The 23609-nt window shown below is 45.4% G+C and carries 23 protein-coding genes, 1 pseudogene and 2 riboswitches; of the genes and pseudogenes, 1 reads left to right on the top strand and 23 read right to left on the bottom strand.

Features of this window, described 5'->3' with window-relative positions:
* Positions 1–123: 123 nt before the first annotated feature.
* From VZF35_RS25490 to VZF35_RS25410, 17 genes and pseudogenes are all read right to left on the bottom strand, one after another.
* Positions 124–840: an ATP-binding protein gene (locus tag VZF35_RS25490; RefSeq protein WP_407309335.1), complete on the bottom strand. Its 717-nt coding sequence runs from the start codon at positions 838–840 to the stop codon at positions 124–126.
* A gap of 174 nt (positions 841–1014) precedes the next feature.
* Positions 1015–2124 (bottom strand): pyridoxal phosphate-dependent aminotransferase, encoded by a 1110-nt coding sequence (locus VZF35_RS25485; RefSeq protein WP_407309333.1) that lies wholly within the window; start codon positions 2122–2124, stop codon positions 1015–1017.
* 85 nt (positions 2125–2209) lie between these two features.
* The gene (locus VZF35_RS25480; protein ID WP_407309331.1) at positions 2210–3154 is read right to left on the bottom strand and encodes a GHMP kinase; all 945 of its coding nucleotides are present in this window, start codon (positions 3152–3154) and stop codon (positions 2210–2212) included.
* Positions 3154–3711: a cob(I)yrinic acid a,c-diamide adenosyltransferase gene (locus VZF35_RS25475; RefSeq protein ID WP_407309329.1), complete on the bottom strand. Its 558-nt coding sequence runs from the start codon at positions 3709–3711 to the stop codon at positions 3154–3156. The genes VZF35_RS25480 and VZF35_RS25475 overlap by 1 nt, the downstream gene beginning before the upstream one ends.
* The gene (locus tag VZF35_RS25470) at positions 3712–5097 is read right to left on the bottom strand and encodes a cobyrinate a,c-diamide synthase (protein ID WP_407309327.1); all 1386 of its coding nucleotides are present in this window, start codon (positions 5095–5097) and stop codon (positions 3712–3714) included.
* 103 nt (positions 5098–5200) lie between these two features.
* Positions 5201–6173, bottom strand: a pseudogene (cbiB, locus tag VZF35_RS25465) (adenosylcobinamide-phosphate synthase CbiB).
* A 4-nt stretch (positions 6174–6177) separates the two neighbouring features.
* On the bottom strand, positions 6178–7779 hold the full coding sequence (locus VZF35_RS25460) for a cobyric acid synthase (RefSeq protein WP_407314828.1): 1602 nt from the start codon (positions 7777–7779) through the stop codon (positions 6178–6180).
* 38 nt (positions 7780–7817) lie between these two features.
* Entirely contained in the window at positions 7818–8453 is a 636-nt protein-coding gene (locus VZF35_RS25455; protein WP_407309325.1) for a precorrin-8X methylmutase, read from the bottom strand.
* Positions 8450–8818, bottom strand: coding sequence for a sirohydrochlorin chelatase (locus tag VZF35_RS25450; RefSeq protein ID WP_407309323.1), 369 nt, complete (start codon positions 8816–8818; stop codon positions 8450–8452). Before VZF35_RS25450 ends, VZF35_RS25455 begins: the two co-directional genes overlap by 4 nt.
* Positions 8815–9600, bottom strand: coding sequence for a precorrin-6A reductase (gene cobK / locus VZF35_RS25445; RefSeq protein ID WP_407309321.1), 786 nt, complete (start codon positions 9598–9600; stop codon positions 8815–8817). The genes VZF35_RS25450 and cobK overlap by 4 nt, the downstream gene beginning before the upstream one ends.
* Positions 9597–10286, bottom strand: a complete 690-nt coding sequence (gene cobJ, locus VZF35_RS25440; protein ID WP_407309319.1) for a precorrin-3B C(17)-methyltransferase — start codon at positions 10284–10286, stop codon at positions 9597–9599. The genes cobK and cobJ overlap by 4 nt, the downstream gene beginning before the upstream one ends.
* Positions 10283–11389 (bottom strand): cobalt-precorrin 5A hydrolase, encoded by a 1107-nt coding sequence (locus VZF35_RS25435; RefSeq protein WP_407309317.1) that lies wholly within the window; start codon positions 11387–11389, stop codon positions 10283–10285. Before VZF35_RS25435 ends, cobJ begins: the two co-directional genes overlap by 4 nt.
* Positions 11386–12174, bottom strand: coding sequence for a precorrin-4 C(11)-methyltransferase (cobM, locus tag VZF35_RS25430; RefSeq protein WP_407309315.1), 789 nt, complete (start codon positions 12172–12174; stop codon positions 11386–11388). The genes VZF35_RS25435 and cobM overlap by 4 nt, the downstream gene beginning before the upstream one ends.
* Positions 12161–12892 carry a precorrin-2 C(20)-methyltransferase gene (gene cobI / locus VZF35_RS25425; protein WP_407309313.1) on the bottom strand — a complete coding sequence of 244 codons (732 nt, stop codon included), beginning with the start codon at positions 12890–12892 and terminating at the stop codon, positions 12161–12163. The genes cobM and cobI overlap by 14 nt, the downstream gene beginning before the upstream one ends.
* Positions 12889–14130: a precorrin-6y C5,15-methyltransferase (decarboxylating) subunit CbiE gene (cbiE, locus tag VZF35_RS25420; protein WP_407309310.1), complete on the bottom strand. Its 1242-nt coding sequence runs from the start codon at positions 14128–14130 to the stop codon at positions 12889–12891. The genes cobI and cbiE overlap by 4 nt, the downstream gene beginning before the upstream one ends.
* A 119-nt stretch (positions 14131–14249) precedes the next feature.
* Positions 14250–15659: a group II intron reverse transcriptase/maturase gene (ltrA, locus tag VZF35_RS25415; RefSeq protein WP_407305724.1), complete on the bottom strand. Its 1410-nt coding sequence runs from the start codon at positions 15657–15659 to the stop codon at positions 14250–14252.
* 179 nt (positions 15660–15838) lie between these two features.
* Positions 15839–15970, bottom strand: a complete 132-nt coding sequence (locus VZF35_RS25410) for a hypothetical protein (RefSeq protein ID WP_407305726.1) — start codon at positions 15968–15970, stop codon at positions 15839–15841.
* A 161-nt stretch (positions 15971–16131) separates the two neighbouring features.
* Positions 16132–16315: riboswitch (cobalamin riboswitch) on the bottom strand.
* A 245-nt stretch (positions 16316–16560) separates the two neighbouring features.
* Here VZF35_RS25410 and VZF35_RS25405 point away from each other — a divergent pair.
* Positions 16561–16956, top strand: coding sequence for a YtxH domain-containing protein (locus VZF35_RS25405; RefSeq protein ID WP_407309308.1), 396 nt, complete (start codon positions 16561–16563; stop codon positions 16954–16956).
* A gap of 90 nt (positions 16957–17046) precedes the next feature.
* On the opposite strand, the gene cbiD is transcribed toward VZF35_RS25405, so the two are convergent.
* The 6 genes from cbiD to VZF35_RS25375 form a co-directional block, all read right to left on the bottom strand.
* Positions 17047–18174 carry a cobalt-precorrin-5B (C(1))-methyltransferase CbiD gene (gene cbiD / locus VZF35_RS25400; RefSeq protein WP_407309306.1) on the bottom strand — a complete coding sequence of 376 codons (1128 nt, stop codon included), beginning with the start codon at positions 18172–18174 and terminating at the stop codon, positions 17047–17049.
* Positions 18175–18319: 145 nt separating this feature from the next.
* Positions 18320–19126, bottom strand: coding sequence for an energy-coupling factor transporter transmembrane component T family protein (locus VZF35_RS25395; RefSeq protein ID WP_407309304.1), 807 nt, complete (start codon positions 19124–19126; stop codon positions 18320–18322).
* 5 nt (positions 19127–19131) lie between these two features.
* Positions 19132–20904, bottom strand: coding sequence for an ABC transporter ATP-binding protein (locus VZF35_RS25390; protein WP_407309302.1), 1773 nt, complete (start codon positions 20902–20904; stop codon positions 19132–19134).
* A 27-nt stretch (positions 20905–20931) separates the two neighbouring features.
* Positions 20932–21447, bottom strand: a complete 516-nt coding sequence (locus tag VZF35_RS25385; protein WP_407309300.1) for an ECF transporter S component — start codon at positions 21445–21447, stop codon at positions 20932–20934.
* Positions 21448–21519: 72 nt separating this feature from the next.
* Entirely contained in the window at positions 21520–22269 is a 750-nt protein-coding gene (locus VZF35_RS25380; protein WP_407309298.1) for an AIR synthase related protein, read from the bottom strand.
* A gap of 85 nt (positions 22270–22354) precedes the next feature.
* Positions 22355–22530: riboswitch (cobalamin riboswitch) on the bottom strand.
* 87 nt (positions 22531–22617) lie between these two features.
* A complete protein-coding gene (locus tag VZF35_RS25375) occupies positions 22618–23436 on the bottom strand; it encodes a flavodoxin family protein (protein ID WP_407309296.1) in 819 nt (272 codons plus the stop codon).
* Positions 23437–23609: the final 173 nt, after the last annotated feature.

Below are 23609 nucleotides of genomic sequence, written 5' to 3'. Positions count from 1 at the left end.
ACACTCACAATCCTTTTTAATTAAAGCACTTGAAACCTAGTTAATAATTCTACTTAGTCATCAAATTCTATAGGCAAAATAAAAGCTTCTCTCACTGTCCGTGAGAAAAGCTTGTTCGAAGTCTCAGCTTAAAGGAATTTTCAATGAGAATGTTGAACCGGATGAACCTGTCGTGATAACCAAGTTGCCGTTGTGTCGAGCAGCAATTCCGAAGCAGGTAGCCAACCCGAGTCCTGTTCCGTGTTCTTTGGTTGTAAAAAACGGCGTGCCGAGTTTCTCCAGTATACGAGGTTCGATCTCCTTACCTTGATCTTTAACCGCTAAAATTACTGTATCGTCAATAGCCGTTGTTTTTATAGTTAATGTTTTGCCAGGGTCCATGGCCTCTAAACCATTGCGGGCCAAATTTAGGATAATCTGGCGTATCTGTTCCTCATCAAGCAGCAAGTCTGGCAGGTCATTTAAATCTAGCTCGAGATATTTGTCATAGCAACGAGCATCTGCTTCGATTAAAGGAGCTAAGGCCTGAACGATCTTATTGAGATTCCGAAGTTTAAATTCTGTAGGTTTTGTTTTACCGAAGGATAAAAATTCGGAAATAATCGAGTTTGCCCGATCCAATTCATCAATCATCAGAGCAATGTACGATTTGTAATGCTCAATATCCTCTTTATTGCTTAAAAATTGCAGAAAACCTCGTACGGTTGTCAAGGGATTTCGTATTTCATGACTAATCCCTGCTGCCATTTCTCCGACTAAGTTCAGGCGGTCTAAACGAGCAATTTCTTGCTCAAATTGTTTGCGGTTAACATGAAACCCGTTCAGATCTCGTTCTCCCATTGAATGATTCACCTCGCATGTTAAGGACAGAGAATTGTAAGTCCTTATAACATTCATGAGCCTGCGCATCTATTCTACATCAGGCGGTAATATCCTTCTCTTAAGGGAGATTATTCTTGGAAATTCTCAAATATACCACTTTAAAATATCAGAGGCAAATTTTTAGAGACAAGGTTAATGATAGAAAGTTTTGAGAGCCCCGATGAGTTTTTGCATCGCTGAAATGTCCTTAATAGCGATTCTAATATAATTGCCGGTCAGGCCGGCGAAGTTTTTGCAATCACGAACAAGGATTCCACTATTTCCGAGATGCTGAATTAACTCCGGAGGTGAAGAGTCAATGATCTCTATTAAGGAGAAATTTACCGCGGTAGAAACCAGCCGCAGATGATGAAAACCACATCCCTCAAATTCGCGATAAAAGTAGGATCTGCTTTCTTCTAACTTTTCTCTTACCTCATCGGCATAGTTACTATCCTGGAGAGCTGTTATTCCAGCACTTTGAGCAAGGACATTGACAGACCATGGATCACGATATTGTTCAAAGTGGGTTAACATTGTCTTTGAGGCAAAAACAGTACCTAAACGTAATCCCGGTAAACTGTAGAATTTTGTCAAGGAATATAAGACGACGAGATGCTCATTGACAGCCAGGTAGGACCGAGCAGATTTCCGCAGTTCGTCCGGAAGAAAATCCAAAAATGATTCATCAAAGAGAATTTTGCAGCCTATTTCTCGTGTGAGCTTGAGGAGCTGTTCAAATGTTTCCAATCCTAGGACACTCCCCGTTGGATTATGGGGAGAACACAGAAATAAGAGTTCACATCCCTTAAGATAGTCCTTCCAGAGTCGATTAAACTCGGCTTTGTCCAGGCTTCCCTTCCCTTCCTCAGGGTTGAGCTGATACTTTCTCCAGCCGTCTGCTCCTAAAGGAATATAACACACTTCAGCCCCCACGGAACGTGCTGCCCGTTCATATTCACTGAAGGTTGGCAGAGGGATCGCAACTTTTCGGGGTTTCAAGGCATTAACAATCGTGAAAATCAGTTCTCCGGCCCCATTACCAATCATTATTTCTTCAATAGGCTGGTTTAAATGATCAGACAAGGCCCTTCTCAAAACAACACTTTCAGGATCAGGGTAACTCACAATATCCTTAAGGCTTTTTTGTAAGGAATCCCAGACTCCTTGAGGCGGGCCAAAAGGATTTATGTTTGCCGACAAATCAATAAAGTTTTTTAAGCCATAAATTTCTTGAGCTTTTCTAAGATTTCCTCCATGCATGAACTCACCCCGCATTTTCTTTATACTGTCAGTCTTCGGGCGTCAGCCAAGTTTTCTTGATACTGATCAGAAAGTATAAGTGCAACTAAGGCAGCCGCCTTCTCCAAGGCTCAGCGCCAGCCAAGTTTTCTTTATACTCTAAAGCATTCGTGAGGATTCCGCCAGGATGGCTGTTAAAGAGGTCTAGGTAAACGGGATTAAAGCGCTGCTGCGCTTCCCCTTGTAAATGACTGCGAACCTCCCTCTCCACTGCTTTAGATTGGGGAAAAACTCCGGCCAGCAGTGTTCCGCTATGAGCCGTAACGACTCCGTACCCACCATTTTGCAGAACCCAATCCAGAAACGGTTTAAATAGCAATTTGGGATTCATCTCCAGATTGCATTGAGCACTAATTGTCCCTGCAGCTGCTAATTTCTCTAAATCCTCCTGCTTAATTCCTTCTAAAGCTATCTTGTGAGCTTTTCGGATTTCTCTTTCCCAGCGGCGATAATGTTCACCGAGTCCAGGACGAGCGTTAAAGACCTTTGTATCAATAGTTCCTCCCCAATCCAAGGCTAAAAATAGAGCCGGTATCGAGGGGCCCAGCACACGATGATTATGCCCATGAACATGTTCTATTTCCGTAATTCCCGGAAACATCACACTGTCGCTCGGTTCGATCCGTAAAGCGAGTTTTGCCAGACGTACTGGGGTGGGATCTTGACCTAAAGCTAGCAAAGCTGCAGCTGCCACGGCAGCGATGTCGGCTGTCGAACTAGCCATGCCTTTCCCCTCAGGAAGCTGCCGAAGGAAGTCAACACGACCGCCTAGTGTGGGCAGCTCTAAATCTTCTTTGAGTAACTCCAGCACTTGGAGAGCTTTCGATTTCCTAAGGGGGATATCCCAATTTTCGGCATGTATGTCAAGGGCTACTTTGACCTCTGAAAATCGATCAATTGGACAATCGACAAGAAAAGGAACTCCATCGCGAGCCCCTTGTACCCATTCTCCACATGTCCCTGGACACCGAGCCAAACCGACCGTGTTCATTAATACTCAATCCCCCTACGACTGTGTACCCCTTTGGAAAAAGGATGTTTTAATAAGTTCAAGTCCCACCAAGAATCCACCCAGGGCTTTATAGCCTCAGGCATCCCGCGGCCTGTTAGGATCCAGCTCAGGGAAGAACCTGTCACCAGGAGCTCTCGCAATTGATCAATCTTTAAAAAACCTCTGTTTAGCGCATGACTGATTTCATCTAGAATAATGACCTGATAAGTGTTTCCTCTAACTTCAGTGAGAAGAAACTCGTAGGCCATTGTTACCAAATCCAAGGCGATCTCCGGATCTCGGTTCTGACGGAAGCATTCGCCGCACCCAGAGCAATGTTTCAAACCGGTACGAATCATTCCCGACCATCTGCATCCTACACCAAACTGAAGAAGTGGTATCCCCAGCCTGCTGAGACCTACTAATTCTCCGCTGTACGTACTTCCTTTAAGAAATTGGACCATGAGAATGCTCTTGCCTTCCGAGTAGGCTAACAAAGCCTCGCCGATAGCTGAGGTCGTTTTTCCTTTTCCCTGACCGGTATAGACAGTGATCATTTATGTTCCTCTTCTCTGGCGAGGTGATCTAAACCAGTGTTCCAGCAATTCCGGGTGGCCGGCGAAGTTAAGGTGAAGGTAGGAAGCGATCAGGTTATCCTGAGCATACCCCTCCATTCGATCTGCCTGGTCACCTTTAAACAACTCGTAAGCAGCCGGAACGTCCGCCTCATAAGTGACTTTTGAATAATGAAATTCATGGCCTTGAACCACTGTTCCCCTAGGACCGAGAAAATTATCTTTCCGGAAAATCCCTCGTCGATAGCCAATTCCCTGTAAGCGTTTGGTCATTTCGGCTTTCATGGGAATAAGATCTGCCATCGGAAGTTCTTGTCCCTCAAAATCAGTAATTGACCTTCCTAGATACATGTATCCCCCACATTCGGCGTAAAGAGGTTTCCCGCTTGCCGCATAAGCGCGAAGGGAGTTTAAGAAAAGGGTATTTCTGCTCAATTCTTTAAGATGAAGTTCGGGAAAACCACCTCCAAGAAAAATCCCATCGAGGTTTTCCGGCAGAGAGTGATCGTGCAGGGGGCTAAAGGGCACAATAGTGCCATTTAAGCGTTCGGCTAAATCTAAGGCATCTTGGTAATAAAAGAGAAAGGCTTCATCCCAGGCTAAACCCAGACGGAATTTATCGCCTTGGCTTGGTTGAGAATGTGCTCCAGGGTTCGTGTTAGCAAAAACAGAGCGGTTAAGGTTAGGGGCACTAAGCATGATTCGTTCCACTTGATCCAGATCAATGTGGTCTGTGATGAGCTTAGAGAGTGTATCGATAAACCCTTCAAGCAATCCACCTTCCCCGACGGGAATTAACCCTAAATGTCGTTCCGGCAGATGAAGCGATGTTTCCTTTGGAAGTACGCCGAGTACAGGTACTTGAAGCTCTGAAAGTGCTTCTCTGAGAATTTTTTCCTGAGCAGTCGATTTTACCCGGTTAAGGATGACTCCTTGAAGGCTAACCTCAGGATCGTATGTTTTAAAACCGTGGACCAATGCCGCAACGCTGCGGGACATGGAAGAAGCATCGACGATCAGGAGAATGGGGGCATTGAGAAGTTTAGCTACATCTGCTGTACTTCCAAAACCTGCAGTTCCACTCATACCGTCAAAAAGCCCCATCACTCCTTCAATGACGGCCCAACGCTCCTCCGTACTCTGAACAAAGACCGAAGGAAGACGTTCTCCCAATAACCAGCGGTCAAGATTGCGGGATGGTCTTCCGGTTGCAGCGGTATGATAGCTGGGATCAATGTAATCCGGTCCGACCTTATACCCTTGAATTGGCCGCTGGCGTCTATTCAAAGCGGCCATTAATCCAGTTGCCAGAGTTGTTTTTCCCACTCCGCTATGCGTACCCGCTAGGACAATTCGAGGAATCTTCACATTAACTCTCCCTCTTCTTAACTCTTAAAATTTAGCAGATAACAATTCGTGTTTACCAGGAAATCATTGATATCCTGCCATAACTTTTGTTCAGTTATTATTTTTAAAAGGCCTTTAAACTTATCAAATAGGCTATGCTGAGCGCGGGCATAAGAGATAACCAAGTCGCAGTTCGAACCAGCCTTTGACAACCAACAATATCTGAAGAGCTTGATGGATGCAAGCTATCTCCCATTTCTGCCCGATGATGAACTTGTCCGTGATAACTATTGAAACCGCCAAGCTGAACTCCCAATAATCCGGCAACAACACTTTCCGGGTTTCCTCCATTGGGGCTGGGATGTCCGGCAGCATCCCGCTTCCAGACCTTAAAGGCTCTGCGGACAGGCATTCTCCTCAACCAGCCGGCTAAAAGCAAGATAGGTACGGATAAACGGGCAGGAAGATAATTTGCCCAATCGTCGGTTCGAGCTGAGAACCAGCCAAAGTCTTCATACTGCTCATTCCGATACCCAACCATAGAATCCAAGGTGCTAATGGCTTTAAAGGCCATTGCCAGAGGCGCACCGCCAAGAGCTGCATAAAAGAGCGGAGATAAAATTCCATCGACGAAGTTTTCAGCGAGGGTTTCAATGGTTCCTCGCACAATCTCTCCTTCGGCAAGATTCCCTGTGTCTCTGCTGACAAACCAAGAGAGCTTTTTCCGTGCTTCTTGGATATCCCCTTGAGTTAAGGGGATCAGAACGCTCTGTCCTGCATCTAAGAGAGATTTGCTCGCTAAGGTCGTAAATATGAAATAGGCACTGACTCCCAGTCCGAATATGGGATGGAGAAAATTCGCGCCTGAAATCAGCGCCCAAGTCACAAGATAACTTCCGCTCACGACGAAAAAGGTTAGCCCCCCCCCAAACCCGTCTCGCCTTCGAGGTTCCGTGATTAAGACGTCGCTCCAAGCAGGCTATGACTTTCCCGATAATCACAACGGGATGGGGCCAATTTCGCGGGTCCCCGATCAATTGGTCGAAGAGGAATCCGAAAAAAACTGCAAGTGTAAGAAAACTGATTTTTTCCGTCATCCTGTCATCCTTCTACCAGGTCGATTCTTTCAATGGTCTTTTGTACATCTGCCGAAGTTCTTAATCCCACATGTGATGATAAGCCCATTATTACCCGGATGCGCTCAAGATCGACGCTTTTACGAACCAAATCTGCTAATTCGTTAAAAGCGGATTCTCGCAGCGCCGCCTGAGATTGGGTCGCTGTACAGGGCCTTACGCGGTCTTTGCGCTGCCAGAGCCAATTCAAAAGAGACATTCTTAAACTATCATTATCAAAAATCCCGTGCAAATAAGTCCCATAAGCATTACCTGCCTGTAAACCATCAGGGTATGATACTCCGTTGGAAGTCAATTCAAAAAGAGGCTGATGTCCTTCATCAGGCATAGACCGTCCCATATGAATCTCATACCCTTCGACAGGCTCTCCCAAGCATGCTTGAAAAAAGCTTTGAGTCGACAGAATCGTCCCTTTGCTCTGGACAGTATGCTTCTGGGGATAAAATTCCGTCACCATGGGGAGAATTCCCAGTCCGGAAACTTCTTCCAGATCGGACTCTGTATGCAATGGATCTTTTACTAAGCGCCCCATGATTTGGTACCCTCCGCAGATTCCAATGATCGGGACATCCTCTTTCCAGAACTTATAGACTTGTGCACCTAATCCACTTTCGTGAATAAAACGCAAATCGGCAAGTGTGTTTTTACTTCCTGGAATAATGACAAGATCCGGGTTGCCTAAGTTATCGAGTTCCGTGACATAGCGTACAGAAACGTCGGGTTCGTCTTGAAGCGCATCAAAGTCTGTAAAATTGGAAATATACGGTAAGCGAATCACTGCGATATCCAGTTGATCGGCTGTGGATACGAAAGGCTTTTCTACTGCCTCATTGATAGCGACAGAATCTTCGTCCGGTATGCGTATTTTGAAATAGGGAACGACTCCAACGACAGGGATCCCGGTTCTTTCTTCAATAAAATCAAGAGCAGGCTGAAGCAGGGCAATTTCTCCCCGGAATTTATTGAAGATAATCCCTTTAATCAGAGCGCGTTCCTCTGGTTCCAGTAGTTCTAAGGTTCCGACGACAGAAGCCAAAGCTCCGCCGCGATCAATATCGGCGACGAGCAAAACAGGAGAGTTTGCTTCCATCGCGACACGCATATTGACGATATCGTTGGATTTTAGATTTACTTCGGCAGGACTTCCGGCGCCTTCGATAACGACAATTTCATAGTCATTGAGTAAACCGTGCAGGGCTTCTTGGGCATAGGGCCAAGTCATGCGCTGGTATTCCCCGTGATAACGTAAGGCTGTCACATTTCCCTGAGAGACCCCCATAATGACCACTTGAGAACCCGTTGGTCCACTGGGCTTAAGCAAAATAGGATTCATGCGTACATCAGGTTCTATTCCAGCGGCTTGGGCTTGAACTACCTGTGCCCTGCCCATTTCTCCCCCAGCCGCAGTGACGAAAGAGTTGAGAGCCATATTTTGCGCTTTAAAGGGACTCACTCTGTAGCCTTCTTGATAAAATATCCGGCAAAAAGCGGCTGCTAATACGCTTTTCCCTACGCTGGAAGAGGTCCCTTGGATCATAAGTTTTGCCGCCGGCGGTTTCTGTGTCAACATTTCTTCACCCTCTTTTCTAAGGTGGTGTAATTTAATCAATTACCCTCTCGCAACGCCGTATAAATTAAAGCATTAACGACTGTTGCTGCGAGTGGGCTTCCCCCTCGTGTTCCTAAAACAGTCACCGACGGGATGTCCTGACGTTCCCAAAGTATATCCTTCGACTCCTTTGCGCCGACGAACCCAACAGGAATCCCAATGATTAAGGCAGGGCGTGTCTCAGGCTGCTGAGCTAAACGAAGGACTTCGAGCAGAGCTGTAGGGGCGTTGCCGATGGCGACGATTGCCCCTTTTAGTCGCTCCGGATGCATTCGAAAAGCGGTCATCGATCGGGTGATTCCCCACTCTTTGGCTTGTTCAGCAATCTCTGGAGCATTTAGATTGCATTCAACCGATCCACCTAACATTTTAAGTTTCTCTTTGGAAATGCCGGCTCGGACCATTTCAACATCCGTTATGACGGTCGTGCCTTCTTTAAGAGCTTTAAGACCGCAATCAATCGCTTGAGGATGAATGGCGATGACCTGTTCTAAAGACGGATCTCCACTCGTGTGAATTAAGCGTTCAACAACAGGATATTCTTTGTTTAGCCACGGACGCTTGAGACCTGCGCGAATAATGCGCATGCTTTCCATCTCGATTTGACCGGGATCCAAGATAAACTCTGTCATTCTACTATGGCCTCCTTGATGCGTTCGCAGGCCAAACTTGCTATGCTGTCATCCGCTCCCAGTTCTTTGGTGTAGACAATTTCGACATTGGGATGTTGTGCGCAGAGTTCACTCAATTCTTCATGAATATCTATGGTGACGTGGATTCCCCGAAAAAGAAACAGAGGCATGATGACAATACGAGATGCGCCTTCGTTGATTTTTCCCGCCACTGCTTCTGGAAGGCTGGGGCGGTCATGGGCCATATAGGCAGGCGTTACTGGCTGTCCAAGTAACGAACTTACTTTCTCCGCGACCACTAATAGCCCTTGATTTGCTTCAGCACGACGGCTGCCGTGTCCTAAAAGAATGATCTCAGTTTTCATAAGAGTTCCTCCATCTGTTTTATAAACTCCGGAATTGAGCTGGACGATATGGTTTGGATGAGTCGACTATTGGAAATTTCAGTGGGTGGTCGTTTTAGAATTACTAAAGGGATGTTTAAAGAAAGACAAGCTTGAACTTTTTCTCCAGTTCCGCCCACTTGACCACTTTCTTTGGCGACCACAACCTCGATATTTAATTGTTTAAACATTGCTGCATCCCATTCTTCTGAAAATGGCCCTTGAGCAGCAATGATTTGATTAGGTCTAAACCCTAAGGCTTCACAGCGTGTCAAGACCTGAGAAGTCGGTAAGACTCGGATAAAGAGGATTTTGTTGTTCAAACAGGGTTGTGACGTCCAATCGGGCAAAGAATTGCTTCCAGTGGTAAGCAGAATGCGATTGCCTAGATTTGCAGCGGCTTGAGCCGCCGCAGAAATATTCTCAACCCAATGGATCAGGGGGTGAGCTTTAAGTTCAAGGGGTGAGCGCTGCCAGCGAAGGTAAGGTACTTTAAGTTCCGCGCAAACCCTTTGGGCCAGTTCTTTTACGCGCACTGCATAAGGGTGAGTGGCATCTACGAGGGCTGCATAGGAACCACTCTTTAGAAGATCCGTAAGAAGCTCTGCATTCATTGCACCTGAACGCGCCGACAGTCCTTGCTCTGACACCAGATCTGCTCCGTATGCGGTCAGGGTGGAAACAAGGACATCATGTCCCTGACTTTTTAAAGCTTCGGCCAGCTTGCGTCCATCCTCAGTTCCAGCCATGACTAAAAGCTTCACAGCTTATATCCTCGAGGTGTAACCATATAAGACCCGACAATACGAGTTTGAGAGTTCCCGATGATGACAGTTGTCAACATGTCAATGGGAAGATTTGTGAAATCAGCGAGGTTCGTAATTTGGACACTGGATTCCTCGCCGCGCAAGGCTTCCCGAACGAGGCCGACCGGAGTGTAGGGGTGACGAGAACGCAGAAGAATTTCCCGTACAGTTTCAATATGTTGTGTGCGCCCAAGGCTTTTCGGGTTATAGATTGCTAAAATGAAATCTCCTTCAGCTGCCAGGCGTACTCGTTTCTCGATGACTTCCCAAGGAGTCAGGAGATCACTTAAGCTGATCACTGCAAAATCGTGCATTAAAGGTGCCCCAAGCATAGAAGCCGCAGCGGATGCGGCAGTAACTCCCGGGATAATCTCGAGAGGAATATCAAGAAGTCCTTCTTGCTCCAAACACTCGATAATAATTCCAGCCATACCGTAAACCCCGGCATCTCCACTGCTCACAACGGCAACCCGATGCCCTTCCCCTGCCAAGCGAATCGCTTCTCGACAACGGTCAATTTCTTGCCGCATGCCTGTGGCAACCACTTGCTGATGAGTTAGAAAGGGTCGTATCAATTCGATATAAGTTTTATAACCAACGATATATTCTGCTTCATTTAATACGGACTGAACCCGAGCCGTCATATGATCGGCATCCCCAGGTCCAAGACCGACGACAAAGAGTTTTCCATGCTGATGGCTACTGTGACTCCCTGTCCCTTGATCTTGGGCAGAACTAGCCGTCCCCTGTGTGCTCCCAGTAAACTCGCTGCTTCGCATACTCCGTCCACTCCTATCGTTTCTTTTACAAAATTCGATCGACGCAACTTTTCTTGTTGGTTAACTTCTTGAAGCTCATCTGCCGAAAAGGTTCGGAACGGAACCCCGAGGTGTTCCGCCGCTTCCACCAGACCCATTTCATTGGATTTTAAATCGATACTGTAAATTCCGGACAAACCTTTCAAAGAAGCACCTATCTGGCCGAAGGCCCAAAAGATCCTTTCTAAGATTACTGAACTGGAAATCCCCCGGCGACATCCAACTCCGACACTTAAGACTGGAGGAATCAGATAGAGACAATCTTCTTTAATATGGTTGCTTGGAAATGCACTCAGAATTACATTGGCTTTATCATTCTCCTGAGCAGGTAAAAAATGATAGTGAGAATCCGTTACCCAAGCGTGTTCCGGTTCAAGAGGATAATCAGTGAAAACCTTGAGAAACCCCTGCTCTAAAAGTAAACGGTTGACGGCAGGTAAATGGTCGACAGGTTCAACTTTCCAACCAAACCTTCGAGCGTATTCATCAGGAGCCACCAAGCCACGGCCATCTGTAGCAGTGGTGATAACAGCTTGTGCCTTGATTTGCTGGGCAACCTGCCTGGCCCAGGCATTTGCACCGCCTAAATGACCGGAAAGCAAGGGAATCACGAACTTCCCTTCCTCGTCCAAAACTAATACGGCTGGGTCTCGGTCTTTTCTATCGATCAGGGGAGCTATTTGACGAACAACGATTCCTGTCGCCATCACAAATATGAGAACAGAATATTCTTGCCAGAGAAAAGGCACGAGATCACTCAAACGGCGAAATGTTCGCCCCTGCCAAAGACCCTGATTTTGACTATTATCCGAAAGTAAAGCTTTTTCATGGATGTAGAGCGCCCGAACCGCCGAATTTGGAAGGCCCTCTCCGATCCGTAAGGCCGTAGCCATCCCCCGGTCTGTTAGGGCTAATAGTGCTATATTCACGTGTCTGTTCCCTGGCGGTATTCATGGGTAAAGGACGGATCATAGAGCTTAGAACGGGCATACCCCCCTGTTGGATCTAAGAAATCTCCGACGAGGATTTGGGCTTGTTTTCTGATTCCCGCGGCTTTCACTTTGGCAACAATAGTTTCTAGGGTCCCGAACAGAACTTCTTCATCAGGCCAGCTGGCTTTGGCGACAACAGCAATCGGAGTAGAGGAAGAGTAGCCTCCCTCAAGCAGGGCCTCGACCACGGACCCCATGTCCTGGACACTCAGGAAAATCGCCATACTGGTTTGATGCTTTGCCAATTGGGCAAGTGCTTCACGCTCAGGCACCGGGGTTCTGCCGGCTAAGCGGGTGAGAATTAAGGTTTGACTGATATCGGGTAATGTGAACTCGCGTTTAACGGTTGCTGCAGCAGCAAAGACAGAACTAACCCCCGGAACCACGGAATAGAGAATTGAGTGTTGCTCTAAGTAGTCAAACTGTTCTTTAATAGCCCCGTACATGCTTGGGTCTCCGGTATGAAGACGAACAATCATTTCTCCATGCTTAGTTCCCTCGACCATTAAACTGAGCACTTCTTCTAGGGTAAGTGAAGCACTGTCATGACAAGGTGTTCCAGGTCGGCACATCCTAAGCAGTTCCGGATTAACTAAAGACCCGGCATAAATCACCCGATCAGCACGTTCCAAAGCCCTAGCCCCTTTAAGAGTGATCAGTTCTGGATCTCCTGGCCCGGCACCAACGAAAATTACTTCTCCACCAGCTTTATTTCGACTCACTGTTCTCCCTCCCTAATAACTCCTTCTTGACGAGGAGCAGACTGAGATAATCGACTTTATCCGACGCAAAATCTTGGGGTTTAGGTTCCCAGCGAATTTGTTCCCCAGGCTGACCCAAGCGTGTTAACAAAACAGCCTTTCTTTCCCGTTCTTCGAGCAGGGTTAATATTTCAGGAAGTCTGCGCGAAACTTTCATCAGAACTAAATTGGGGAAATCGAGAAACTGCCCCACATCATCTGTACTGGGCAAGATAAGAAGAGGCTCGTCCCCCGTGGCAAGAGGTAAATTAACCTTTGCTGCAGCAGCAGCCATCGCTGTAATTCCAGGAACGGTGGTAATTAATTCCCGAGGCAATTTTTCTTGAAGAATGTTGAGAAGGTAGCTGTATGTGCTATAGAGAGAGGGATCTCCCAAAGTGATAAAGGCGATGGATTTGCCCGCTTTAAGTTCGTTTAACAACGTCTCCGCTCCATCTTGCCAAGCTTTGGCTAAGACTTGCTGATCGGATGTCATCGGCATTTCGAGTTCGAGGAGTCGGACGTTGGCTGGACAATGAACCCTTGCGATATCCCAAGCGACACTTTCCCGTTCCATCTTCGATTTTGGAATTGCTACCAGATCCACAGCTTGTAAGACTTCGACTGCTTGGAGGGTCAAAAGACGAGGGTCTCCTGGTCCGACTCCAACTCCATAAAATTTACCCCACGTTATTGTCATGATATTACCCCTTTTCGTGCTGATAGTATAAAGACCGGATTTAAGGCTTGGGCCATATGCAGAGTCTGAACGGGCTGCCAACGGACCGCTTGAATAGAAACCACATCAATATCCTGGTAGTTAAGTTCTTTGAGCAATTTTAAACCTTGGGCCATAGTTTCGATGGTTACGGCTGTCATAACAATCCTTCCCCCTTCAATGAGAGGGAGATTTAGTAAAATATCCTGTAAACGACCATTGCTCCCGCCAATAATACAGACATTAACTGGAGGGAGTTCCCCGAAGACATCGGGTGCGGCTCCCAAGATCAGCTGAAGGTTAGGGACATGGAATTTTCGTTGATTTGCTAAAATCAGGGCCTGAGCTTCGGGATTATGTTCAATGGCATAAACAACTCCCTCTGAAGCGAATCCAGCAGCTTCAATACTGATGCTTCCTGTTCCCGCGCCAATGTCCACAACACAGTCGGATCTGGAAATCTGCGCTTTCGCAAGCACTTGGACTCGAATTTCTGACTTGGTCATCGGTACTTTGCCTCTTAAAAACTCTTGGTCGGGGATGCCGATTCGAAATCCAAGAGCCGATTCAGCGTTGTGCCTGGTTTCTGGCCTTGTTTGTGGAACCAATGTCGGATAGAGGATCATAATCGCATTTTTTAATATTGTTTGTTCCTGAGCCAAATGCTCTGCATCCATTGTGAGCCAGACTTCTTCGGGGTATGCAAGGGCATTGCCTACTGAAATATTAAGATTATAGCCTTGCTCCCAATAGAATTGAGCGACTTTTTGGGGAGTATTATCCCCGCCTGTCAAAACCCCTGTTGGACGAGTGATGATTTCGGGAAGCACCGATAATTCCCGCCCATGGACACTTACAAAGCTGGCCTCCTGCCAAGGAAGCCCTGCTCTGGCGAAGGCGAATTGGAGAGAACTGATCCCGGGATAGACTTCAATACGTTCTTCAGGAAATTCTTTTTTAAGTCTCGGCAAAAAACTAAAAAATCCTGGGTCTCCCGAGACGAGTACCCCTACCACATTTTCTTCCAAAAGAGCATTTTTGATCACTGAAAGGCTGGCGTTAAGATCACCTGACAGACAGTACTGGTTTCCCGAAAAATCAGGAAAGAGTTTAAGGGCTCGTGATCCTCCAATTAAAACATTGCAGTGCTTCACGAGTTCATTGATGGCCGGAGGCAACCATTCCGGCCTTCCAGGGCCAATACCGATCACCTGTATCATTCATTACCCTTCTTCCATAGGTTATAGAATCGGGTAGGAGGCTGATCATTAATTGATCAGCCGACCTCCCACAGCACCGTACGTACCGTTCGGTATACGGCGCTTCCAAAGTTTATACATTATTTCGCAGAATAACATTCACTAAAACTAAGGTATCCGATTCGTCTGAAACGCTCATTGGATAGAGCTTTTGTCAGAATAGGGCTATGGGCAACGCGCCAATAGCCTTTTCTTGTGTTTGCCCACATCCATGCTTGTTCCTTGGTAATGCCCGCTTTCTTCAGGTTCTCAAACCTTGTTCGGGTTTTCTTCCATCGCTTCCAAGTTGCCATTCGTATGCGACTTCTCGTCCATTCATCCAGGTCCTTGAGTAGGTTCTTTGCATCGGCAGGTTTGAAGTAATTCGTCCAGCCTCGTACTACTTGATTGAGTTTAGTTCTGCGCTCTTCGATTCCCATCCCATTGCTACGCCCAGTAACTCCTCGGATTTTATCCTTAAGCTTCTGGATGCTTTTTGGGTGGATTCTCAGGCGCCCTTCTCCCCTGTAAATGTAAAAGCTATATCCCAAAAACTTGACATAGTTTACATGAGCGACCTTCGTTTTCTCCCTATTTACCTTCAGAAATAGTTTCCCTTCGATATAAGGGAGAATGTGATCAAGTGTTCGTTTTGCCGCCTTTTTACTTTTGCAGAAGATCATCATATCGTCTGCATAACGTACAAAGTGGTGTTTCCGCTTTCCCAGTTCGTGGTCACATTCGTTAAGCATTATGTTGCCAAGTAATGGGCTCAGGGGGCCTCCTTGTGGTACACCTTCTGGACTTTCTTCAAACATTCCATTGGTCATAACTCCTGCTTTCAGGAATTTGTGAATCAGCGATACGACCCGGCCATCTCTTATCGTCTCCGACAAAATTTGGATAAGCTTACTTTGGTTTACCGTATCGAAATATTGGGCCAAATCCATATCAACTACATATTTGTAACCTACTGTTATATAGGTTTGGCATCTTCTTAATGCCCCATGGGCACTACGATTCGGTCGAAATCCAAAACTATTGTCTGAAAACTGTTTCTCAAAGATGGGACTTAGAACTTGAGTTATCGCTTGTTGAATTAACCTGTCTAAGACGGTGGGTATTCCTAGTTTTCTGGTCTTTCCGTTCTCTTTGGGTATTTCTACCCTCCGTACGGGTTTTGGACGGTATTTACCATCCCGGAGAGATTGCAATAGTTCATCCTTGTGTTCTTTCAAGAAGGGTAGAAGTTCATCTACCTGCATACCATCAATTCCACCTGCGCCCTTGTTTCTTTTAACCTGCCTATAGGCCTGGTTTAGATTTTCAGTGCTAAGGATTTGCTCAAGCAACCCATTCGTCTGCTCATTTGTGTTGGTGTTGTCGGTTTCAGTCATCTTAGGTAGCTCGCACACTTCTGCATACTCTTTCTGTTCCGCAGATACCCTTTGCAGATAGTCTTCAATTCGAAGTTGTCTGTGTTTTAAATTACCACTTTCAGTAACTTTCATTGACCCACACCTCCTTTGGTTCAGCCCTTCCGTCGGTGTCTAGATCACCTCTGTACTATGGCTTCTGCTGACTCCTCACGATAAATCTTGTTTCAACCGGGTTTCTTACTCTGTTTCCACCCGTCCGTGAGGCCTCCCACGGTAAGACGATTCACTTTCATTCCATGTACCCGCAACATTTACGCTGGCGTGTCTGTGTAGCTTTTGGGCTTTAACTTGTCGTGCAGTCTTACCCCACGTTTTGCGCCTGATGCTGTTCGTGTTCCTCGGGTCAGAATTTTGCCGCCGGCTTCCTTCAGATTCCACCTCACGATGGACACCCTTGCCTTAAGCTAATGGTTGGTCGCTACATACCCCCATATCGGACTTTCACCGTCTAGTTAATCGTCATGCGTGGCGCACACGAAAAACGAGCCCCTGAGCGGCTCGTATGGTTTACCCTTATAAACACACACATCTCCTATCGCTCGTAGGTTTGTGATTTACTTAAGGAAGGTTTCCTGACTTCAGATCATCATTCTTTCCGAATATCATAGCCAGAGCTAAACGATTCGAAAAAGAACTCCCTGTTCACAGTGGCGGGACCGTATCGGATTTTCACCGACTTCCCCTTTTGAATCCTCAATTGCAGAGGAGCCTTAAGTATTTCATATTGAATTGTCATGAATTCGACTTAAGTTTGAGTATTCTATAAGTATATACTAAATTCCTCTTTTTCAAAGAATTTAAAAATAGAATGACAAATGTTTTGATTTAAGTCATATAAAGGTAAAAAAGTTTGCGTATCATTATTGATTATTACCTTATTTTAAATATTTTACCAAAAAGAAACTATCACTTCAATGATAGGTGCAGAATAAAATATCATGCATAAGCGTGCAAAGAAAGGAGCTCATGATAAATGCCCAAAAACAAAAATATCGGTACGGTTGCAATAGCTGCACTCGTCGGAGGAGCGGCAGGAGCCTTTGTCAGCTTAATGATCGCCCCAAAAAGCGGCAAAGCATTACGCAAAGATATTCAAAATAAAGCCGAAGTTCTTATCGAACAAGTAGAAGATTCTACATCTCAACACGCGGAGGTACTAAAGCAAAAAAGTACTGACCTAATTAATAAAGGAAAGAAAATAAAAACAGATCTCCAAATGCTATTTCACGACTTAAGACCTAATAAAGTTGGCTACATTGATCTTGCTCAGTCTGTTCCTGAAGAGACCTCTGCGGAGCCAGAAATTCAAATAAATCCTGTTGAATCCTCAGAAATAGCCCATCCAGACGATATTGAAACTCTTCCATAATGTTTATGTTTAACACAATAAATAAAAGGAAGCCCTGCGCTCTTGCGTCTTGGAGCTTCCTTTTATTTACTGTGGCTATCAGGGAGTCCGTTAAGGGTCGACAGACCACGTCCAACCCTGATCTTTCATAATTTCTTCCGCTGTCGTGTCCCAACCGATGGGCTGCCCATTCAGCAGGGTCATAATTGTTCCGACTTTCAGTCGATCAAAGGTGAAGGCTTGAGCACGTTTACTGGCCAAGTGAGCTAATTGATGGAGCAGGGTCTGCTGACCCAGATTTAAAAGTTCTATAGTGGCCCCTTCGGTTGTTGGAAACTCGGCAAGATACTTTAACGTGTCAGTCTTCATTCCGGCAAGTGCAGCATGGGCCAATAACACTTCCGTGCGGGCATCAGCAACACGATTGTGAGTATGGAAAATCCCGCCGGCGACTTTAATTAACTTACCAATGTGCCCCAATAAAATGACTCCTTCGATCCCCCGATAAGCAGCTTCTTCGAGTAGAAACCCTACAAAATTGCTCATTTGGATAACAGCCTCGGTCGGAATTTTAAAACGTTCTGTTGCGACTCGAAACCCGTAATGCCCAGGAGTCAGAACAATCGTTTTATGTCCGTAAGCTAAGGCTTGGTCTAACTCCGGTAAGATCGAGGTTTTAAAGGCTTCTTCAGACATCGGACGGACAATCCCGCTTGTCCCTAAAATCGAAATTCCTCCGACGATACCCAACCGAGGGTTGAGAGTGTGCAAGGCGGCTGTCTCTCCTTCAGGAACTTCTATCGTGATTTCAAGCTCGTCCTGGGGGAAAACTTCTCGTACAGCGTCCCGTATCATAGCTCGCGGGACCGGGTTGATGGCACTCTCCCCCACAGCTTGAGCCAATCCTTTTTTAGTAACGGTTCCTACGCCCTGCCCCCCCCGAATATGGACATCCCCTTGAGATGAAAGACGACGCACCAAAGCACGAATCTCCAAACCGTCCGTGATATCTGCATCATCCCCGCCATCCTTTAGAATACACGCTGTGGCCTCTGAATTTCTTAGTTTTCCAGAATGGATAGGCATCGTTAAACGTGCTTTATTTGGTAACGGAATTTCCACATGTTCGGGCAAACTATCTCCTTGAAGGAGAAGACATGCTGTTTTAGCAGCACCAGCAGCACAACTTCCGGTCGTATATCCCTCCCGCCAGGTATGTCGATCTTTATTTCGAGCCATAATCTTACTCCCATTTCAAAGTTTTTCCTAAGTGTCAAACTTTGGAGCGTTCAAGAAGCTCCTCTATCTTATTCGGCCAAATAATGTGCCAATTCTAATAAGCGATAAAGAAAGTATAAGTTATGATCTACTGAAGTGCAACTGATTATAAAACTCCAAGACGCAGTTTAAAACGCGCAAAAATTGCTGCCGTCGTTGCTAAGATAATAAGAAATATTGTCCAGAAGTCTCTTAAGGCAAAGGATTTTTCGCTACTGGGAGACCAAGCCCGGGTCATTCCGTACCCTCTGTTAAGCATAGCCATGGATAAGGAATTGGCCATTAAGATTGAATTAATAAACAAAGGAATCATAATTGGTATATAGGAGCGAATCGAGCTGGCTATACCCTTGTCATTGAATTTTGTTCCTCTTGCTTTTTGCGCTTCCATAATAAGCCGACGTTTTTTATCTAATGTTGGTATAAAGCGTAGGGCAGTTGTAATCATCATGGATATCTCTGCAGGAACCTTCATCCTATGAAAGAATTGAGTAAAATCTTCCATAGATGTTGTTGAAGTTAGTATTGAGGAAGCTATTAACATGCTCCATAAGCGGAGAAGAAATGTTGTACCGAGCAAAAATCCCCCAATCGTTGCCCCGAAGCGATTACCGGGTAAAGCATAGAAGAGGATTTTCTGACTGGAGGCCTGTTCGAAGTGCTGAGGAGGCAAAGAAAATCCTGTGATAAGAATAATTGAAATAACGATTGGCATTAAAGGAATTATCATTCCTCCAATCTTCTGCAGAGGAATATTTATCCATAAAGCTAACAGACTGGCAATAGCTAGGATTACAAGCTGATAAAATGGATTTTGAAACAAAAAAGAAAGAATTATAATTCCTAAGAATCCAAGCATTTTCGCTCGAACATCTAAACGATGGATAAGCGTATCTCCTGGTGAGTAATCCATAAACATTATGGCGTTTCCCCGCTTTCAAACAGTGCCGTGAATTCCTTTGGCTCGAGCAGAACCTCTTGTAATAAGATGTCACTCAAACGCAAGGAAAGCCGACAAAGCTGAGGTGGAACTATTGCGGCGTCAAGGAGAACCTTTTCGTTGGCAAAAACTTCATGGGGATGCCCATCAAGCAAAATATCACCCTCTTTTAAGACAATCACACGTTGAGCATATTGAGCAACGAGGTCCATGTCATGGCTGATCATGATAATTGTGGTTCCAGCAAGATGGAGTTGGTGGATCAAGGTCATGATTGCCTGAACCCCAGACCAATCTGAACCTGTCGTCGGTTCATCAATGATCAGAATTTGAGGTTTCAATACCAGGATTGAAGCCACGGCGATCATCTGCCGCTCCCCTTTTCCTAAAGTGAAGGGGTGAACATTACGATATTGCTCCAAACCGGTATCTTCAAGAACTTGGTTAATCCGTTTTCGGACTTCAGGACCTCTAAAACCTGCATTTTTCAAACCATATTCCAGCTCTTTCTCAACGGTGGCAGAAAAAATCTGGTGATCTGGGTTCTGAAATACATAGCCAACGGTTCTGGCTAAATGAGACGTATCATACTGCTTCGTATTCATACCTCGAATAATGACGTCTCCCCGTGTTGGTTTCAAGAGTCCATTCAAATGTCTGACTAACGTGGTTTTGCCGGCACCGTTTTGTCCAATTAGGGCCACAAACTCGCCGCTCTCTATCGTTAGGTTTATGCTCCGCAAAGCAGGCTGATTTGAGTTATATTGATAAAAAAGATCGTTAATCTGCACAGCTCTTTCTCCCTGAGAGGAGCTTAATTCTTTTTTCCGTAACGGTAGGAGTGGGTTACTTTTGTGCTGACCATGGTTGGAGAGCAAGGTCCTGATTAAGTGTTCCGCAGACGGTAGGTCTAAAGGGATAGCGTCGATTGAAATCCATCCTTTTTCATAGAGGTTCCAGCCCATAAGACTGACGGGTAAGGGTTTAATTCCATACTGTTGCAGGAGAGGAACATTGCGAAAAAGTTGAACAGGTTCACCACGCCAAATTATTTCTCCTTGATTGATTACGACGACCTCATCTGCCGTTTTGAGCACATCTTCGCTGGAATGTTCGACCAACATAATGGTTAAATCCTTCTTCCTGCGCAAGTCATCTAAGGTCGTGAAAATTTCTGATCGACCTATTGGATCGAGTTCCGAGGTCGGTTCATCGAGCACTAAGATTTCAGGTTCCATCGCCAGGACTCCAGCAATCGCCAAACGTTGTTTCTCCCCACCGGATAACTCTTCTGTCAATCGTTGATTATAGCCTTGAAGTCTTACTTTCTCTAAAGTACCATTAACTCTCTGTTGGATCTCTTCTAAAGGTACTGAAATGTTACGGGGGCCAAAAGCGGTGTCTTCCTCCACCGTTCGACCAATAAGCTGACTCTCCGGGTCCTGGAGGACGAGCCCCAAAAATTTGGACATCAATTGTACAGGAGTCTTCCTTACATCCTGACCGGCCACGACCACTTGACCTGTCAGCTTACCTTCAAGAAGTTGTGGAATCAGCCCGTTAAGACACAAACTAAGGGTCGTTTTTCCTGCTCCGGTTTCTCCCATTAAAACGATGAACTTTCCCTTTTCCACGGTTAAGGATATGGTTTTTAAACTTGCTTCTACAGCGTTTGGATAATAATATGAGACATTCGTAAGTTCAATGGCATTCTTATTTTCTAAGTCTTTGTCAGCTCTTTCAATTCCCACGGTTTCTAAGGTTTCCTCCTTATGAGTTTAAATTAAGCGGCTTCCCTTAATGGCTTTATAAGCAATCGCGGAAACAATGACATTAAGTGCTGATCCGACGACGAGAAAAGGCAGTACTCCCAGAGCGCCCCCCATTCCCATGATGGGAACCATGGCAAAAGAAGATACAACCCCATTGAGGATGATACCTACGATGACTGCCGGTATAAGACCCAGCGTTTTGTTTACCCAGCGATAGGCCAAAGCCCATAAAGCCATCTGGAAAGCAATATAAAGATGGACAGGAATAGTTAAAGGGAATCCGACCACCGCCGATGTTAACAAATGCCCAAAGGAAATAACAACCGCACCTTCAATGCCTCCAAAGGCTAAGGCACTGAAAAATCCTGGAGCTGAATCCATGCCAATTGTTCCGACAGGACTTGGAATTTTAATCAATGCACCTACAGCACTTAAGGCAATGAAAATGGCCATGATGGAAAGTCTTTTGACATTCCAAGCAGAAAGTTTAACTTCCTTAGATTCGGTGTTAATTTGACTCATAAGTTTACTCCTCCTTAAATTAAGTGGTCGTTTCAGTAGAAATAAGTAAGTGATGCTCTTTAATAAAAGTGGTTAGACTAGCGTTCCAATCTTATGAATAGGTAGTTGTTTAAGATCTGAAAAAACAAGATTTGTAACCGGGCGAGGCGACGAAATGATTAGGCAGGTAGAAGGTCCGGCCGATTTGTCCATATTTAAGCTACAAGACGGGTAGAACAACAGCCGGCTATGGCTATTTAAGGCAAGCTGCTCTGCCTCCGTGCGGATTCCTCTCGATCCAACGGGTATCATGTCATGAATTTCTGAGATTCCTAAAAGCTTATTCAGATGCTTTATCTGGATAATTTCAGGATCCTCAGGGTTACTGGCTTCAGGGCCAACTTTGGGCAGACCTAAACAAAAGACGTCATCTCCAGGTTGGGAAGTTCCAAGCCGCAATTGATGTTTCATTACTATTCCTACGACACTGATACCGAGTGCAGTTTCTTGTGTCACCATGTTCTTTTCTGTGCTGATGGCTAAAGGGAGTGCCAGACCGGCGGATATCAGCTCTTCCTTCACCCCCTTTAATAATTCTTCACCTGTCGGGTATGGTTCATTAGAAATCGCCACGGTCATGACCTTAGGCGTCGCTCCCACGGCTAAAATTTCCAATAAGGCTACTCGTGCCGTCAGCCTCCCTGTGATGGACCAGGCAACCTGAACTATGTCAAAACTTTTTAGGCCAATCGCCCCGCAGGAATCACAAGAAGCTACAAGATATTGTTCTGGGTTTATCGAAACTACTTCGATATCCCGCCCCTGATATCCCAATGTTTCCACCCCCTTTCCTATAAAAAACAAAAGTTCACAATCAATTTTCTATCCTTTATGAATAAGAAAATTGACCATGAACTTTACCTTGATCCAGGTCACTTACATTATAGGCAGGTCTCCTGACTTAGAATCAGCAACTTATACCCCTTCCCGGTTTCCCAGTGGTTAATGTACAAGTCTCCTCTTTTACAGTGGTGGGTCCGTCCGGGATTTTCACCCAGTTCCCTATTCTCCCCATTTAAGGGCACCTATAAAAATAATTATTGAATTAATCGTATTTTAATCCATGAAGGACTAGATTACAAGACTTTTTTGAATCTTCTTCCGCGTCGTGACTAGTGTATTTCAGTGTACCTAACCTTTGTAGCGATTTCGTATAACCGCCAGCTCTTTACGGCGTTTACCAAACTCTCGAACTTGATCGTTCAACCAGACCTGAAAATGTTCTTTCAAATCACTTTTGTTAAAGCGACTGGCTTTAGGACCAAACTCCCAATGCAAATTCGTTCCGTTGTCCAATGAACGAATCTCCGCTTCCTGACCGCAAAACGGGCAGACAGCATGATTAGGTCTGGGGAACTTCCAGAGGTCGGACCAACAGGTAGGACATTGACCGGCTTCTAATGGGCGAGGTTCACCGAATAACGAGTTTCCAAGAGCTTGTATTCGTTCCTTCACTTCTGACTGTAATAAAGCCTCACCGGGCAGGGCGCCAATAAACATATGGGCATCTTTAACCTCCAGACCCAGAAATCGAGCATTGGCGATTAAAGCAGATAGGGTATACCCTTCCCAACCTTTGATTCCTGCAGTACCAATGATCACACAAGGTTTTCCCCAGATTTCATCGATATGTTGTGCAAGGGCGATAATCCTATCACCTAACAGTTTGGTTATCCCAGCAGGGCCTAAGGCGTAGCATGGAGCTGATAAAATGATTCCATCAGCTTCTTTTATTCTTTCGAATACTGAATATAAATCATCGATAAGAGGACATGGTTGATCTGGGACTAAACAGGCATAACACGCTTTGCAGGGCCGAAGGTTTAATTCTGGCAGCTTGAGAAGATCAAGTTTTACTTCTTCTCCAATTGAGGCAGCCGTTTCTTTAATTAAGATTTCGCCATTGGCCAATTTCCTTTGCGAAGCAACTATTCCTAAGATCTTTTTCATGATATCTCTCCTTCTAGTCTATAGTTCGCGCAACTTATAATAATTCAAAAAGTTTTTTGTTAGGTATAATGCTTTAAAGTAAAACGTTATACCATTATTATATCATTCACTCCTCTATGTAAATATATGGATTTATAAAATCTAACGATCTGGAGATTATAATAGAGAATTTT

This window comes from Desulfosporosinus paludis (genome assembly GCF_045689965.1).
Taxonomy (GTDB): Bacteria; Bacillota; Desulfitobacteriia; order Desulfitobacteriales; family Desulfitobacteriaceae; genus Desulfosporosinus; species Desulfosporosinus paludis.
Note: the sequence above shows the minus strand (reverse complement) of the source record. Positions and strands in the feature narration are given on the sequence as shown.

Bases quoted from the DNA above. Each gene is read 5' to 3' on its own strand.
- VZF35_RS25405 (WP_407309308.1), top strand. From the start codon at position 16,561: ATGCCCAAAAACAAAAATATCGGTACGGTTGCAATAGCTGCACTCGTC.
- VZF35_RS25450 (WP_407309323.1), bottom strand. From the start codon at position 8,818: ATGAAAACTGAGATCATTCTTTTAGGACACGGCAGCCGTCGTGCTGAA.
- VZF35_RS25480 (WP_407309331.1), bottom strand. From the start codon at position 3,154: ATGAACACGGTCGGTTTGGCTCGGTGTCCAGGGACATGTGGAGAATGG.
- cbiE (WP_407309310.1), bottom strand. From the start codon at position 14,130: ATGATACAGGTGATCGGTATTGGCCCTGGAAGGCCGGAATGGTTGCCT.
- ltrA (WP_407305724.1), bottom strand. From the start codon at position 15,659: ATGAAAGTTACTGAAAGTGGTAATTTAAAACACAGACAACTTCGAATT.
- VZF35_RS25490 (WP_407309335.1), bottom strand. From the start codon at position 840: ATGGGAGAACGAGATCTGAACGGGTTTCATGTTAACCGCAAACAATTT.
- VZF35_RS25375 (WP_407309296.1), bottom strand. From the start codon at position 23,436: ATGAAAAAGATCTTAGGAATAGTTGCTTCGCAAAGGAAATTGGCCAAT.
- VZF35_RS25485 (WP_407309333.1), bottom strand. From the start codon at position 2,124: ATGCATGGAGGAAATCTTAGAAAAGCTCAAGAAATTTATGGCTTAAAA.
- cobJ (WP_407309319.1), bottom strand. From the start codon at position 10,286: ATGACGGCTCGGGTTCAGTCCGTATTAAATGAAGCAGAATATATCGTT.
- VZF35_RS25455 (WP_407309325.1), bottom strand. From the start codon at position 8,453: ATGACAGAGTTTATCTTGGATCCCGGTCAAATCGAGATGGAAAGCATG.
- VZF35_RS25385 (WP_407309300.1), bottom strand. From the start codon at position 21,447: ATGAGTCAAATTAACACCGAATCTAAGGAAGTTAAACTTTCTGCTTGG.
- cobI (WP_407309313.1), bottom strand. From the start codon at position 12,892: ATGACAATAACGTGGGGTAAATTTTATGGAGTTGGAGTCGGACCAGGA.
- VZF35_RS25395 (WP_407309304.1), bottom strand. From the start codon at position 19,126: ATGGATTACTCACCAGGAGATACGCTTATCCATCGTTTAGATGTTCGA.
- cbiD (WP_407309306.1), bottom strand. From the start codon at position 18,174: ATGGCTCGAAATAAAGATCGACATACCTGGCGGGAGGGATATACGACC.
- VZF35_RS25475 (WP_407309329.1), bottom strand. From the start codon at position 3,711: ATGATCACTGTCTATACCGGTCAGGGAAAAGGAAAAACGACCTCAGCT.